Source organism: Amycolatopsis sp. NPDC104587 (assembly GCF_055583645.1).
In genome coordinates this window covers 216291-229835 of record NZ_JBVJNO010000001.1, presented here as the reverse complement: position 1 = coordinate 229835, position 13545 = coordinate 216291, and the positions used below count along the sequence as shown (strand labels likewise).

General features: G+C 67.3%; 13 protein-coding genes. 6 read left to right on the top strand and 7 right to left on the bottom strand.

The features are described from left to right. Window positions 1-439 precede the first annotated feature (439 nt). On the top strand, window positions 440-826 hold the full coding sequence (locus ACZ61C_RS01150; RefSeq protein ID WP_465301512.1) for a hypothetical protein: 387 nt from the start codon (window positions 440-442) through the stop codon (window positions 824-826). Then, complete coding sequence (locus tag ACZ61C_RS01145; RefSeq protein ID WP_465301510.1) at window positions 823-1515, top strand: hypothetical protein; 693 nt, start codon at window positions 823-825, stop codon at window positions 1513-1515. Before ACZ61C_RS01150 ends, ACZ61C_RS01145 begins: the two co-directional genes overlap by 4 nt. Before the next feature lie 1226 nt (window positions 1516-2741). Here ACZ61C_RS01145 and ACZ61C_RS01140 read toward each other — a convergent pair. Next, entirely contained in the window at window positions 2742-2888 is a 147-nt protein-coding gene (locus ACZ61C_RS01140) for a hypothetical protein (RefSeq protein ID WP_465301508.1), read from the bottom strand. Window positions 2889-3400: 512 nt separating this feature from the next. Between ACZ61C_RS01140 and ACZ61C_RS01135 the strand changes: the two genes are divergently transcribed. Beyond that, window positions 3401-6196, top strand: coding sequence for a helix-turn-helix domain-containing protein (locus tag ACZ61C_RS01135; RefSeq protein ID WP_465301506.1), 2796 nt, complete (start codon window positions 3401-3403; stop codon window positions 6194-6196). 104 nt (window positions 6197-6300) lie between these two features. On the opposite strand, the gene ACZ61C_RS01130 is transcribed toward ACZ61C_RS01135, so the two are convergent. Further along, window positions 6301-6783, bottom strand: a complete 483-nt coding sequence (locus ACZ61C_RS01130; RefSeq protein WP_465301504.1) for a DUF6998 domain-containing protein — start codon at window positions 6781-6783, stop codon at window positions 6301-6303. 286 nt (window positions 6784-7069) lie between these two features. Between ACZ61C_RS01130 and ACZ61C_RS01125 the strand changes: the two genes are divergently transcribed. Continuing rightward, a complete protein-coding gene (locus ACZ61C_RS01125) occupies window positions 7070-7411 on the top strand; it encodes a hypothetical protein (RefSeq protein ID WP_465301502.1) in 342 nt (113 codons plus the stop codon). Then, window positions 7408-7689 (top strand): hypothetical protein, encoded by a 282-nt coding sequence (locus ACZ61C_RS01120; protein ID WP_465301500.1) that lies wholly within the window; start codon window positions 7408-7410, stop codon window positions 7687-7689. The genes ACZ61C_RS01125 and ACZ61C_RS01120 overlap by 4 nt, the downstream gene beginning before the upstream one ends. A gap of 32 nt (window positions 7690-7721) precedes the next feature. Here ACZ61C_RS01120 and ACZ61C_RS01115 read toward each other — a convergent pair whose 3' ends face one another. The 5 genes from ACZ61C_RS01115 to ACZ61C_RS01095 all read right to left on the bottom strand — a co-directional run bounded on the left by ACZ61C_RS01115 (window position 7722) and on the right by ACZ61C_RS01095 (window position 11797). After that, window positions 7722-8213: a hypothetical protein gene (locus ACZ61C_RS01115; RefSeq protein WP_465301498.1), complete on the bottom strand. Its 492-nt coding sequence runs from the start codon at window positions 8211-8213 to the stop codon at window positions 7722-7724. A gap of 455 nt (window positions 8214-8668) precedes the next feature. Beyond that, window positions 8669-9112: a hypothetical protein gene (locus tag ACZ61C_RS01110; RefSeq protein WP_465301496.1), complete on the bottom strand. Its 444-nt coding sequence runs from the start codon at window positions 9110-9112 to the stop codon at window positions 8669-8671. Between the two features lie 75 nt (window positions 9113-9187). Continuing rightward, window positions 9188-10315: a NucA/NucB deoxyribonuclease domain-containing protein gene (locus tag ACZ61C_RS01105; RefSeq protein ID WP_465301494.1), complete on the bottom strand. Its 1128-nt coding sequence runs from the start codon at window positions 10313-10315 to the stop codon at window positions 9188-9190. A gap of 25 nt (window positions 10316-10340) precedes the next feature. Continuing rightward, window positions 10341-11207: a hypothetical protein gene (locus ACZ61C_RS01100; protein WP_465301492.1), complete on the bottom strand. Its 867-nt coding sequence runs from the start codon at window positions 11205-11207 to the stop codon at window positions 10341-10343. 251 nt (window positions 11208-11458) lie between these two features. After that, window positions 11459-11797, bottom strand: a complete 339-nt coding sequence (locus ACZ61C_RS01095) for a hypothetical protein (RefSeq protein ID WP_465301490.1) — start codon at window positions 11795-11797, stop codon at window positions 11459-11461. A gap of 324 nt (window positions 11798-12121) precedes the next feature. Here ACZ61C_RS01095 and ACZ61C_RS01090 point away from each other — a divergent pair, with 324 nt between their 5' ends. Beyond that, a complete protein-coding gene (locus ACZ61C_RS01090; protein ID WP_465301488.1) occupies window positions 12122-13417 on the top strand; it encodes a NucA/NucB deoxyribonuclease domain-containing protein in 1296 nt (431 codons plus the stop codon). The last annotated feature ends 128 nt before the right edge of the window (window positions 13418-13545 follow it).

Here is a 13545-nt window from a genome sequence, read left to right as displayed (position 1 = left end):
GATCAGCAAGTAGTTTTCAGCGGCAATCGACTAGATGCACCGCGACGTCGACTGTTGGCGTCCCGGTCGATGTGTGCACCTCGAATATTGCCCGCGTATCCGCTGCCTTCGAGGCAATCAGTTTCAAGGCCGTCGCCCCTCAAGGCTCACACGTTGCAGGGCCAACGTCCGCTCATGCCGCGAAGTGGGCGAAACAAGTGGCTGCTGACGAGGACCTGGTGACATCGTCATGACATGGTGAACGATGGCTTCCGAACCACGTCGACTTCGACCGAGGCTCGGCGGCCGATTCTTTGACCAGCTTGGCGACCGCGGGCGGGAGAGCAGGCTCACGTAGCCGTACCGCGCGAGTAACGGCGCAGCCGCCGCACGCGACTTGCCGACGTCCGATCGGAACGCGGAAGGGACGGCTGTGCCGAGTGTGTGGAACCGACTGTCGGTGCTCGAGAAGGTCATCGACGTCCTGCGTGAAGTGACCCCCGAGCCACCGGGTCACCACCTCGGCCGCCCGTACGCCACGGCCTACCAGCTGGCCATCGCGCTCCACACGAGCTATCCCGAGGTCGCCCATGAGCTGGGCTTCGAGATCGGCGGCGCCGACACCGGCCGCCACAACAGCCTCGCGCAGTACCTGGGCCAGCAGCTATCGACGCGCATCGCCCGCGAGGGCGCCGCGAGCGCGATCGAAGGGGCCTTCCTGTCCGGCGACCACATGGCGGCCCTGGAATTCGTCGATGCCCGCGGCGGCCGTCACGCCAGCAGCCTCATCGACAGTGGTTTCCCGCTGACGATGTTCCGCCTCCGCCCCGTCGAAGCGCGGCCATGACCACGGCCGAGGACGTCCGTCGCCTGGTCGAAGCCGCCACTGGGCTCGACATCCGGCCCCGCGCCCGACGATGGGCGCACCTGCCGGTGTGCGTGCTCGACGCGGTGTTCTCGATCAACGCCCGGTACACCAGCACGATCGCGGTCTGCGACCGGTACGCGAAGCACCAGGGTCTGATGCCCCGCCTGGTCGACGTCGCCGACTTCGCCACCGTGGCCGGCACCACCGCCGAGCAGCCCGTCGACGCGCTGGCGGACCTGGGCCGCCGGCTGGGGACGGACCGGTTCGCCACCGACGTCCTGGAGAACCGGGGCCGCACCAGCACCCGAGGCGGCGTGCTCAAAGCGGAAGCCGCGGTGCGCTACGCCGAAGTCCTCGCCGGCTCCGGCGTGCACACCCTCGGCGACGTCACCATGCTCCTAGCCGACCTCACCCGGCTCGACGCCGTGGAAAGCCGGCTGCGAGCCGTCCCCGGCAACGGCACGCACGACATCCGGCTCCGCTACCTCTGGATGCTGGTCGGCACCGACGAGCAGGTGAAACCGGACCGGAAGGTGCTCGGCTGGCTGAGTCGCCACCTCGGCCACCAGGTCACCGTCCCGGCCGCACGGCGGCTGCTCGCCGACGCCGCCGCCGAGCTGGGCCGAACACCCTGGGAACTCGACCACGCGATCTGGAACACTGCTTAACCGGAATTCTCGGCCTCGCACCTGGTGCTGCCGCAGACGCCGCCGAGCCCGCCGGAAAACGTCGCGGTCGGCCCCCTGCTCAACCGAACATCTCGGCCATCGCGCCGACGAGCTGATACTCGCACCAATGCGCGATCTTGCCGTCCCAGACACGCAGCACCCCGACGAACCGGCCGGACCCCGCGGGCCCGTCGCCAACGCGATGCTCGCCTCCTCATACTCCACGACGATCACCGCGCGATCCCTCGTCTCGTGCACCGCGATCTCGCCGGCCTCGTCGAAGCGCACCGGGAGCTTCATAGCGCGATCTTCTCGCGCGTGCGTCAGCCTTCTCGTCTTACTCGATCCGGCTGTGGGAGTACTGCCGATAACAGTGATTACGTCAACCGGGCCGGTCGCCTGCTTAACGGTACAGCTCCGGCGCCAGGTGTCTGAGTCGTGGACTGCTTAGTCCGGGCTGGTGTCGTGATCCCCAGACTGCCCGCTGGGCCGCGAGGCGTAGCCCGGGCGACCCTGGCCGGCGAGTTTGGTGCGGCCGGTGAACACTCCGAGCGCTTGCCCCGGCGGCGCAAGGCGGCCGTGTCAGACGATGGCACGGCCGAGGTAAAGCTGGCCGACTCGTCGGTCTGGGCCAGGATCGCCGAGGCGCCCCCGGGCACTGACAGTCCGGTGATCGAGCCGGCCAGCGCGGTCAGGCCGAGCACACTAACGCCGCCGGTCAGGGAGACAGCGACCGGCCGGTCATCTCGCTCACCGCTCCGAACTGGTCGATGCTGATGGCCATTGGAACTATCAGCCAGGGCGATCCCACGCCCAAGATCGGCTTCACCGGCGACATCAGTGGCCGGAATGCGGCTGGCGTATCTGATACGTGGATGTCGACCACACTCTCAGCCAGCGCGGCGCGAGCATCCTGACCGGTTAGTCCCGAACGTGTGTCTCTTCTAGTCGTAGACTCCGCAACGAGACCACTCCGTACCCTGCACATGCCGGTCGAGGAAACAAGACCCGACTTGGCGTACGCCGATGTCGCGCCCGCGAGCGGCATCGGCTCACGAGTACGGGGCTGGCCGCGCCTCGCCGAGCGAGTCCGTATGCGGAATATTGATCATGGTCGGGTTTACAGTGGTTGACATGGCGCTGTCAACGCGCTGAGCTTGCATTATGAAGCTCGGCGGGGCTCGTGTCAGACCACGAACCCCGCCGAGTGCGCAGTGGATGGCCGGTCAATGCGGGTACAGGGTTGCGAGTCCTGTGAGTACCAGCACCAGCAGGGTCACCAGCCGGGTTGCCGTCATGGTCACCGATCCGGAGATCGTGACGGTGATCCGGTTCTTCTGCGCATCACTCCGCTGATCTCGGTTGTCTTCCAAGATCAACTCACCTATCCCACTCTCCGAAGCGCCGCCACACTGGTGTCTGGCGAAGCCGGGGGCTCGGAGTGCTCCCTCGGCTGCAGCACGAGGAACCACGGGACCGGCGCCTACAAGTAGACCGGTCCGGGCTGCGCGACTGCGGGTGCGACACACCCCCTCTTTTGACCGGCGCTCGCCGACCTCGTCATACCCACTGCGTCCCTCCCTCCCGGGCCGACGCCGTCCGGCAGGGCCGCCGCCTCGAGAAGGCAGAACGACCGCCGCGCCGACGGTACGGATGACGTCCACTCGGGCCCATGCCTTACCTCCTTGCTCCTGACGACGCCTCGCTGTCGCGTCCGTCGTGATCGCCAGTTCAGCGCCCTCACGAGGTCTCCGGCCACCATCTCGGAGAAAACCGGAAGGCGCGACCGCAACGACGACCGCGTTGACCTGCGGATTCTCTGGTGTAGACCGATGGTCTTCTAGGCTGTTCTCGGAGGGCACGGAAGGGGAGGTGAGCGCATTCGATGGGTGATGGCAGGGAAACAGCGATCGATCCGATGGTGATCGAGACCCCCCGGCAGCTTGCCGACAGCCTCAACCGTCTCCGCGAGCGACGTGGCCTGTCACTAAACGACTTGCGACGGTCAGCCGAGGCACTGTCCCGCCGCGCCAGCGGGCATACATGGGCGCCGCTGCGGAGGTCGACAGTCAGCGAGATCGTCAACGGCACGCGGCTGCCGAAACGAGAACGGCTGCTGACGTTCCTCAAGGTCTGCGAGGTGACGCCGGCGGACGTGCCGTTGTGGATCGCGGCGCTGGAACGCGCACGCGCCTCAGGATCTGCCCCGCCCGCGGGAGCCGTTCAGGTTGCCGACGCCGACCCGCGACGGCTGGGAGTCCACGCGTCGATCCAGGCCGACGGGGCAACCGGAGATGTGCCGACCTACGTCCCACGTGACTTCGACACCCGGCTACGCCAGGCGCTGGCTTCTGCGGACGGCGGTGCCTTCGTGCTCTTGCTCGGTCCGTCGTCGGCCGGCAAGACCCGTAGCCTCTACGAGGGTGTGCGCGCCGAGCTCGACAGCCGCTGGCTGCTCGTGCCCGACATCACCGGTGACGTCGTCAGCGGGCTCGAGGCGGCAGGGCCCGGCACGGTCGTCTGGCTTGATGACCTGCAGAAGTACTTCGCCGCAGGCCACAGCGTCAGTTCGACGGCTGCGCGCAGGTTGCTCGACTCCGGCGTGGTTCTCGCAGCCACGATGTGGCCCGAGGACTACACCGCCCGCACCGCGCCACGCGTGCCTGGCGCCGCTGACCCGCACGCGGACGCCCGGGATCTGCTGGACATGGCGACTGTAATAGAGGTCGCGGAAGACCTGTCCCCCGCGGAACGCAGCCGCGCCGAAGCCTTAACGGAGGTCGACCCTCGGCTGCGGGTCGCGCTGGCCGCGAGCGCCGACGGCGGCATGATCCAGCTCCTCGCCGCCGGGCCGCAGCTCGTGCGGTGGTGGGAGCAGGCTCCCACGCCCTACGTCCAGGCCGTGCTCACTGCCGCGATCGACGCGCGCCGTCTGGGGAACGACGCCCCGCTATCGCCGGCCTACCTTCATGACGCCGTACCCGGGTATCTGAGCGCCTCCGAACGCTCATCAGCGCCTGCCAACTGGTTCGAGCGAGCCATCACCTACGCAACCACGGTGCTCCACGGTGCTACCTCGGCGCTCAGCCCGGTCGACGCCGGAACGATGGGCAGTCTCGCCGGCTACACCGTCGCCGACTACCTGTTCCAGCACGGCCGCCGCACACGCCGCGCCACCTGTCCACCTGACTCCACCTGGACAAGCCTGGCCAGCCACACCGCCGACACGCAGACCCTGCGACGGATTGGCCATGCCGCGCAGAGCCGCATGCGCCTTCGCCACGCCGAGACGTGCTTCCGCGCGTGCCTGGCCCGCGGCGGAGACGCCGCCCATGAGCTCATCGACCTGCTGGTGCAGCAACGCCGCCTCGACGAGGCGACAGCCCTTCTCCGCGCCCACTCCACAGACGCACGCGCGAGGGCAATGCTGGTCAGACTCCTTGCCGAGCACGACGATGTGTCCGCGCTCCAACACGACGCGGACGCAGGTGATTGGCTGGCACGGGCATGGCTGGTGGGAGTCCTCGCCCGACGCGGCGACACCGAGGCGCTTCAAGCCCACGCCGACCACGGAGACCTCCTGGCCCGCGGCCGCCTGGACGACCTGAACCTTTCCAGCCAGCATGTCAACGACCTCCGGAGGAGGGCGGCCGCGGGAGATCAGCTAGCTGCCGGGCGCCTCGCCGCGGCCGAGGCTGAGCACGGCCTCGGCCGCCAACCCCCGGTCGACGAGACAACCGTGGTACCCGATGAACCACTCACCGTCTTCACAAGCAACGAGATATGTCGGTTTGTCGACATTCTGAAGTCCGGCGGCGACACCTCAGCCGCGGCGGATTTCCTGGACACCTGCAGCGCCGCACTGATCGACGATGCCGACGACTTGCGCGCGGCATACCTCGCCGAGACCGACCTCGACCGGCTTCGCGACGTTGCCGGCACCGGGGAGTGGTCGGCCAACGCCAAACTCGCCGAGCTCGCGAAGACGTCCGAAGACTTGGACGACCTGGCGATGGCAGCCGAGGACAACTCCTTCGCCGTGGTGAAACTCGCGGACCGCATGGTAGCCAGCGGCAGCCTCGAAGATGCGATCCGCTTCCTCACCGAACTCGCGGATGAGGGCGACGACTTCGCCGAGATGCACCTGTGCGGCCTGCTTGCAGCACACGAGAGGGAAGTCGAGCTCGCTGACCGAGCGGCCAACACCGAGTATTACGCCGGTACCTGGATCGGCTACCTGGTGGCACACGACCGGAGTGACGAAGCTCTTGCGTTCCTGCGCCCCCGTGTCGAGCACGGAGACACGCTGGCTGCTAGTCAGCTGGGCGACGTCCTCGCTCAGCTCGGCAGAGTCGACGAAGCCATCTCCCTGCTCCGCTCCTTCACTTACGCCAACGAGTTCCTCGACGGCGACGGTCCAGCGGCCGCAAGCCTCATCGAGGTGCTCGCCCAGCATGCGCGGATTCGCGAACTAACCGAAGAAGTCGACGCAGGCACCGCGGGTGCGGTAGAGGCCTGGCTGGCCGCGCTCGTCACCGCCGACCGGATCGACCTCGAACACGCCCAAATGCTCCGCCGCACCGGCCTGTCAGACGACATGCCGCCGGTGGTCGGGCTTCCAAATTCGGTCGGTTGGTCTGGTTCGAGATCAACCGGGACCGATGGTCTGGAAAATAGATGACCACCTGGCGCCGCTCGCGTACTCCGCAGGGGCCGGTGCCAAGTGCAGTCCCTGGCCGGTACCGCTTCTGCTGCAAACATGGGATGGCAGCCGACCGAACCTTACTACGCAGACAGCATTGCCTTGAATCGCTGGGTAACGTCCGTTCCGAGGTGTCTACCGGCGGCGATCCGGATGCGGTGCCCGTTGACGTGTGCAGAGAACGAGCCAGCGGCTTCGATGTCGGCAGCCAGCACCTCGCGGGCCCAAAGCACATCGTAGGTGGCATGGTCGAAGGCGATCAAGACAGCGATGTCGAAGTCGAACGAGCGGAAGACCGAGAAGATCGCGCCCGCGCCGGTGTTCGGACCGACGATCCTCGCCTTCACCTGCACCCGCCTCCCGTCCTTACTTTCGAGGTCGTAGGACTTGACCGAATTGGGCTTCAGCCCTCCCTCGTAGACGCGGGCAGCCAAGTACTCCGCGTAATCCCCCAACGGAGCGTTCCCGGTCCTGATGACTTCGCGGCGGCGCAGCTCCTGCAAGATCGCCGCGTAGTGGCCCAGGAGGTCTGGAACAGACGCTGCACGCAACCTGTCAGTGTCCATCCCCGGACATTACGCGCCAGCCAGCAATATCGTAATGAACCTCCCGGTCCATCGACTCGGTCGCAACCCCGAACCCGCGCCGATCCGCGAAGAATCAGAGCGCCGATCGCGATGCCAGTCTGAGCGAGCCAGGCACACCCCCCGGGGGCGCGGTAAGCGCCTTTCCGCAGAACCAAGGTGGCGGTGAACGGTACGGTCCTTCCCGGCACCACAACGCCAGCCGCGGCCTGCGGACCTGGCTGGACGAAACGGGAGGGGCAGCAGGGTGACCTCGTGGACGCACGTCTTGGCCATCGTGGTCGGAGCCGCCCGCCCAGGTGGCGACGTCTACGCCCACTTCGGCTCACTGCTGGGGTTCGAGGCTCACCTCCACACCGCATTGCGCCTCGGCTACGTCGAGCGTGCATCCGACCCGATCGCCGACGACGAGCCAGACATCGTCCTCACCGCCAGCGGCAGCGAATTCGTCTCCACGTATCGGCTCACCGAGCTGCCGGCCGGGCGGGCCAACTACTGGCACGGCCCTCTCGCCGATCCGTTGATCGAGCGGGCCTCCGCCGAGCTCACCCGGCGGTGGACCATCATCACCGGCAACCGCACATCATCGTCCCCGGAAGGAGCAGAATGACCAGCACCGACCGCGCTTTGTCCGAGCTGCTGACCCACGCGGCACGACGGATCCGCAACGACGGACGCCTGAACATCCAACCCGCCGTAGCCGGCGCCCCGGCACGGCCTGTTGACGTCCATCCGCTCGCCGACCTGCTCGCCCTCGCCGCCCGCCACGTCGACAACTACGAGCGGCCCGGTTGGGACGAGAAAAAGATCCGCGCGCGGCTCTCTGACATGGACATCGCCGCCGTCGCCCTCGCTCGCTCCATCGTCGATCCCAGCACGCCCAGCTAGCCACGCGACGCGGCTCGACAAACCACCAGCCGTCAGCCGATGAGGTAGCCGGCGAGCTCGTCGGGGCCGCCGGTCACGCGGGGGTCTTCACGCTCCTCCGCGGGCCAGATCTCGAGCAGGTGCCGCTCCACCGGGTCGCTGATGGGGTCTTGCAGCTGGGACGCCTGCAGCCGCCCGTGCACCGACACGCGCACCCGAAGCCAGCCCGTCGGCGTGTCGATTCTGGTGGGTTCGTGGCTGCTGTAGATGTCCCGGATGAGCAGTGCGCCCGTCGGAGACTCCAGCGACCATTCAACGCTCATGTCCCACGCCGACGCGGGCATGGGGCGCCCCGAGAAACAACGGACGGTGAGGCCGATGGGGCCGAACTGGGTTCCGCACACCGTGACCCAGTTGTCTTCGCCGACCAGCAACCCGTCTGCGCTGCCTGGCCAGTCGCTGTCGACTCCTGGTGCGGTCCGGACGTGGTACTGGCCGTCCATCGCAGGAACGATCATTACCACGTCCATTTCATCCTCAGGCACAGCTCATATTGAGGTCGCTGAAAGCACAGCACCCGGACGGCGCGCTGTTTCGGCCGCACCCTCTGCAGAGCCGCGCGGACGTCGAGGGCCACGGCGGGCTCGGCTGTCCTCACCGGTGTCTCCGGCAGGGCTTCCCGCAACTCGGCGCGGAGGTAGGGCCGCCCAGCCTTGTCGATCGCCAACCGGGAGATCACCCGGCGGGCGTGGACATCGACACCGGAAGGTTCGATGCGGTGCCAGCGCGTGTTAGGAACGCCTCCCGCCGCCACACCACCACGCGGTCCCGCTCCACCTGACTGAACTCCCAGCGATCGGTCACGACCCCCCTCTCTCACCGGTACATATGAGGCCAGGTCCTCCGACCGTTGCATGATCGCCGCGCCGGGTCCCGACGACCGCTCACGGCTGGCTGTGAGCCTGGTCCGGCCGTCGTCGGAACAGGCTCGTTCCAGTGGCTAGTCGTCGTCCTCGTCGGCCCAGTCGGCCGTCCGGTGAACGACCACGATGTAGCGCTCGGCTCCTGGCTCGTGGTCATCGACGAGAGACGTCGCAGTGGAGTCTGGATGGGGGTAGATGCGGATCTCGTACAAGCCGGGGCCGTCGGCGAGCGGAAACGGTCCGTGGGCGCCGCGGGTCACCTCGCTGATGACGAGCATGCCGGTCGGCATCGCCACGCTGGCGTGCCCGACCGAGGTGTCGTGAGGCGCGCTGGTGGCGAAGTGGAGGGTGACGGGCTCGAGGGTTTGGATGGTGTAGAGGCAGGCTTGGTAGGTGTTGCTTTGCAGGTTGCCGTGCCGTGGTGATGAGGCGAAGTCGGGATCGTAGCCGTCGTGCTCCTCGTCGCGGAACTCGATCATGTTCCGGTCGGGATGCACGGTCAGTTCGGCGGGCAGGGGCATGAGGTCATGATGCTGGCCGCGGCCGGGCCCCGCCACAGGGGCAAAACGGGCCGGCCGCGGCCGCTCCGGTCGGTCCTAGGGGGTGATGGTGATGTAGAACGGGTCGCCGTCGATGACGCGGTTGTTGATGTAGCCGCTGTTGAGCCAGCGGCCGGCGTTCTGGTTGTCGGTGGCGTCGATCAGCCGCGCCGAGTACTGGCCGTCGCCGACGGCGGCGCCTTCGCGGGTCGTGGCGAACGGGTACTCGTCGCAGTTGAGCTGCTGCCCGTCATACGGTCCCCACACGTCTTTGCAGGTCTTGACCGCTTCGCGGGTGTTTGCGTTCTGCGTTGCGGTGTTGGTGGTTCGGTGCAGCGCCACGGCGCCGCCCGGAATGTTCTTCCCGATGACCGAGGGGAACGTGGTGACCGGATGGTGCAGGGCGTCGTCGTAGTGGCGCGCGGCCTGCGGGAACCCGGCGGCCGGGTTCAGGCTGAACGGGATGACGACTTTGAAGTCGGTGAACACGGCGCCGCGAGCCTTGCCGACGATCGCGCCGGCGGTGTCGAAGCGGATGTTGGTGTAGCGATCGACGTCGTCGTGCCAGCCGTCGGTGTTGGGAGCGTCGACATAGGTATCGACGTGGATGGTGCCGGCGACGACGCCGGACGGTGGCGGCGCGCCGTCATCGGGTGAGGTGTAGGTGACCGTCCACTGGGGCACGCTGTTCCACACGCCGGTGAGCTCGCTGCGACGGGTGGCGCCGGTCGGGGTGATGCTGCCGATCTGGGGCGGGGCGAGGTCGTAGCGGAAGTTCTGCTCCAGCCGCCAGGTCTTGGGGTCGTAGCCGGGATCGGCGGTGAAGAACATGTTCTCGATGCTGGCGACATAATCCACGCGCCGAGAGCCGTCGTAGGAGAACCCGAGGATCCATTCGTCGAAGGCAATCGTGCCCACGACCTGCGGAGGGATCGAGCCTTTCTGGGTGAGCAGCAAGTTCTGGTGGATGCGGTGGCAGCTTTCGAACCGGCTCTTGAGCCAGCCCTGGGCGGTGGCGGCCTCGCTGGCGTGCTGCTGTTCGCATTGCTGGCGCAGGTCCTGCTGTTCGTCCAGGCGAGTGGCCGGCGTGGCACCGGTGACAGCACTGGCGGGGCTGATGACAGTGAGGGCGCTCAGGGCGGCGAGCAGGGCAGCGCCGAGCGCGCGCGCGAAGCAATATCGCATGCGGTGTCCTTCTGAGTGATAGGGATCAGCGCTGGCGGCGGTGGGTGTCGGCCAGATCTTGGGCGCGGGTGAGCAGCGCGTCGAGGTTGTCGTCGGCGGCCGGCGCGGGTGTCCGCTGGGTCATGGCGACGGCGCCCGGGTTGACGATGCGTTTGGTGACGTCCCAGGAAGAGACGTCGCCGGTCGTGCCGGAGGTGGTAATGGCCGTGTCGAAGTGGAAGCAGTACAGCGCGCTCGCGCCGGGGCGGCAGTCTCCGTCGGGTGCACGCGAGCTGACGGCGGTGGGGCGGAACTGGGCGAAGATGTTGTTGCCGGTCAGGTAGCGGACCCGGTTGCTGGTCGAGGTCAGCGCGACTTGGCCAGGAATGTCGGTGAGGTCCCAGCCGGTCATGAGGTGATGGGACATCGGGTTCGGTTGCGCGCTGGTGGTGCCGACCTTGGTGAAGTCGTAGTAGATGTCCCAGGTCAGGCAGTTCTCGCAGGTCGGGAGGACGGTGAAGGTGTGGTTGCGGTGGTCCGACGCTGTCGCGGCCGGGCCGATCTTGTGGAAGTCGTAGCCGGCGGTGTAGTCGACCCAGTAGGGCTGGTAGTCCGACCCGGTGCCGGTGTAGTGAATGTCCAGGCCGACAGCAAACGATTTCGTCATCGCGTCGTCGGTGAAGAACTGCGTTTCGTTGTAGAAGTCGGCCGGCCAGGTTCCCGCGAACGGACCGTAGGACACGTCGGGGTAGATGAACGTCGCGAACAGGCCGTACATTTTCTCGTCGACATCGCCGCACATCTGGGCGACAGCATCGCGTGGCGCACGGGCACAGGCGCTCGGACCGGCTGCAGCCGCCACACCAGGAACGGCGATTCCCGCCGCGGTGAGCAAGGCGACGAAAAACGCCACCACAATTCTTCTCACGAAATTCCCCCTCGCAGAAACGTCGACCGTGAGGGGTCGACCGCCTCACACTAGAGTGTGGTGCTTACCCACGGAATGGTCTAACGCGTGGGCCACCCGAAGAGCGCAGCGTGATCAACTCAGCGCACGGTTCACCCAGGCTCGGGTCACCTGAACGGATCATGGCTGGGTCGGCTCGCAGGCGAGTCGGCCGTGCTCGTCGTGCGCGACGGATCGTGGCCGCGCACCGGCCGTCGCTACTCGCCCGGCAGCGAAGTGCGCCGGCGTAAGACCAGCCAGCCGGCTCCTGCGGCCAGCGCGGCGATCGCGAGGGCACCGAATCCGGTGTAGTCGCGCAGTTGTTCGCAGCGCCGCAGTGTGTCGTAGTCCGCCGCGCTCATCCAGACGGCCGAGGCCGTCGAGGCGTCACCGGCGGGGTTCGCCAGCCGGCGCAGCTCGCTCGATCGCTGGAGGGCGTTGCCGCAGGCAAGCGTGCTGCCTGGTCGTGATCCTGCGGTGCTGAGCGGAAGCAGCAGCAGGACGGCACATGCTGCGACGCTCAGCAGCGCCACCAGTAGCCATCGACGGAAAACCACCTTTGCAGTGTCGCATCACCGCCGACAACGCTTCGCGCGCCTGATTGCCACGGCCGGTCCGGTCGCATCAGAGCCAGCAAGCGCTGGGTTACACGGCGGCGCCGGCCAGCCGTGCCGGTACACCCTGATGACGCAGGACAGGTCACCACAGAGTGGTACTGATGCGCTGAGTGTTACCCGGATAGCTGCTTGGATGCCGCCTCGGCCCATGTCATGGTGATCTTGTCACGCGTTGGGGTGAATGTCTGGTAGTGGGTTGGGAGGCCCACGGTCCTTACCTCACGTGGCTGTCCGCAGTCCAGCGCCGCTCCGCAGGAGCGGCTGGTGGTGCGCGCCTCGAACGCGCGCGAGGGGAAAACTGTGAATAGATTCTTTCGCTTTCTGCTGTTCTTGTTCTTGGCCGTGACTGCGGCCGCGGTGGTGGCACCGGCTGCCGCGGCGGCGCAGGCTCCGCCGTTCTTCATCGTGGAGAAGGACCGGGTGTCCCCGGTCCCGGCCGGTGATGGTCAGGCAAGGAACCAGTTCGGTGCACCGATGGACACTCTGGCCCAGCGGCTGGCACGGGAACAGACGTTCAAGACCCGGCTGTACAACAACGACGGCTCGGCCACCGTGGTGCCTGGCCAGCCACGCGCTACAGCAGCGGTGAGCCCGGACGAGTGCCTCGAGATCGACACCGGGGAACCGAACTTCCAGCACAAAGACCGGTTTTCCAGCTGCCGCACCTACGGGTTCGGTATCGGCCGGCCCGAGGACGGCTCGCTGACCTTCCTGGTCACGACCGCCTATACCGCGGCCACCGACGGCACTCAAGGCATCCGCGCCGACGTTCTCATCCACGACGGCCAGGTCGAAGGCAACCCGCCGCCGGAGTGGTACGGCACCCAGGTCGGGATCCAGGTGATGTGCAGCGCCATCAGCACCAGCTGCTCCACCTCGGACATGACCCTCAAGACCATGGGCGAATGGGTCACCGGCGAGCACCGCTTCTGGCAGACCATCACTCCCAGCGGCACCACCACCGCCCGCGACGGCAAAGCCTTCTACGAAGTCGGCCAGACCTTCTACGACCCGGTCACCAACACCCGCCCCGTCATCGACCGCACCGACTTCTTCCGCTGCGACACCGCCGGCTACATCCCCGGCGCCGCCCAAGGCTGTGTGTTCACCGCCCGTACCCCCGTGCTCAACATGGGCGCCGTCCGGTCCAAGTACCCGGACATCGTGGACCACATCGCCGCCGCCCAGTACCACCCGGAAACCACCAAGCCCGGCACCTTCACTCTCATCCCCGGCTCCGTGGAAGCCGGCACCCCGCTGACCCGGCTCTACCCCGCCTACGACATGACCACCTACAACCGCAACCACGCAAAAGCCGTCGCGACCTGCGTCGAATTCTGGGGCACCGGCTACACCCAAGGCGGCACCCTCGACTGCGACGAATACCCATTCCGCTCCACCTACCAAGGCGCCGCCTACAGCGACAACGGCGGTACAGTCGGCTACTCCGCCAAACCGATAGCCCTGGGCCAGAACCGCAGTGCCGGCAACGACGTCGGCACCTTCTACAAGGACTACCGCATCCTCGACAGCGACGGCTACTTCGTCAGCGCAACCTGACCAGCACGACTGACCCTTCAGCCGATGGTGTGGTGGGGGGGGGGGGGGGGGGGGGGGGGGGGGGGGGGGGGGGGGGGGGGGGGGGTGGGGGGGTGGGGGGGGGGGGGTAGAGTGATCGATGGATCTCT

Excerpts from the sequence above, each read along its gene's own strand:
- ACZ61C_RS01130 (WP_465301504.1), bottom strand. The coding sequence starts at position 6,783 with ATGGACACTGACAGGTTGCGTGCAGCGTCTGTTCCAGACCTCCTGGGC.
- ACZ61C_RS01135 (WP_465301506.1), top strand. The coding sequence starts at position 3,401 with ATGGGTGATGGCAGGGAAACAGCGATCGATCCGATGGTGATCGAGACC.
- ACZ61C_RS01105 (WP_465301494.1), bottom strand. The coding sequence starts at position 10,315 with ATGCGATATTGCTTCGCGCGCGCGCTCGGCGCTGCCCTGCTCGCCGCC.
- ACZ61C_RS01110 (WP_465301496.1), bottom strand. The coding sequence starts at position 9,112 with ATGCCCCTGCCCGCCGAACTGACCGTGCATCCCGACCGGAACATGATC.
- ACZ61C_RS01120 (WP_465301500.1), top strand. The coding sequence starts at position 7,408 with ATGACCAGCACCGACCGCGCTTTGTCCGAGCTGCTGACCCACGCGGCA.
- ACZ61C_RS01145 (WP_465301510.1), top strand. The coding sequence starts at position 823 with ATGACCACGGCCGAGGACGTCCGTCGCCTGGTCGAAGCCGCCACTGGG.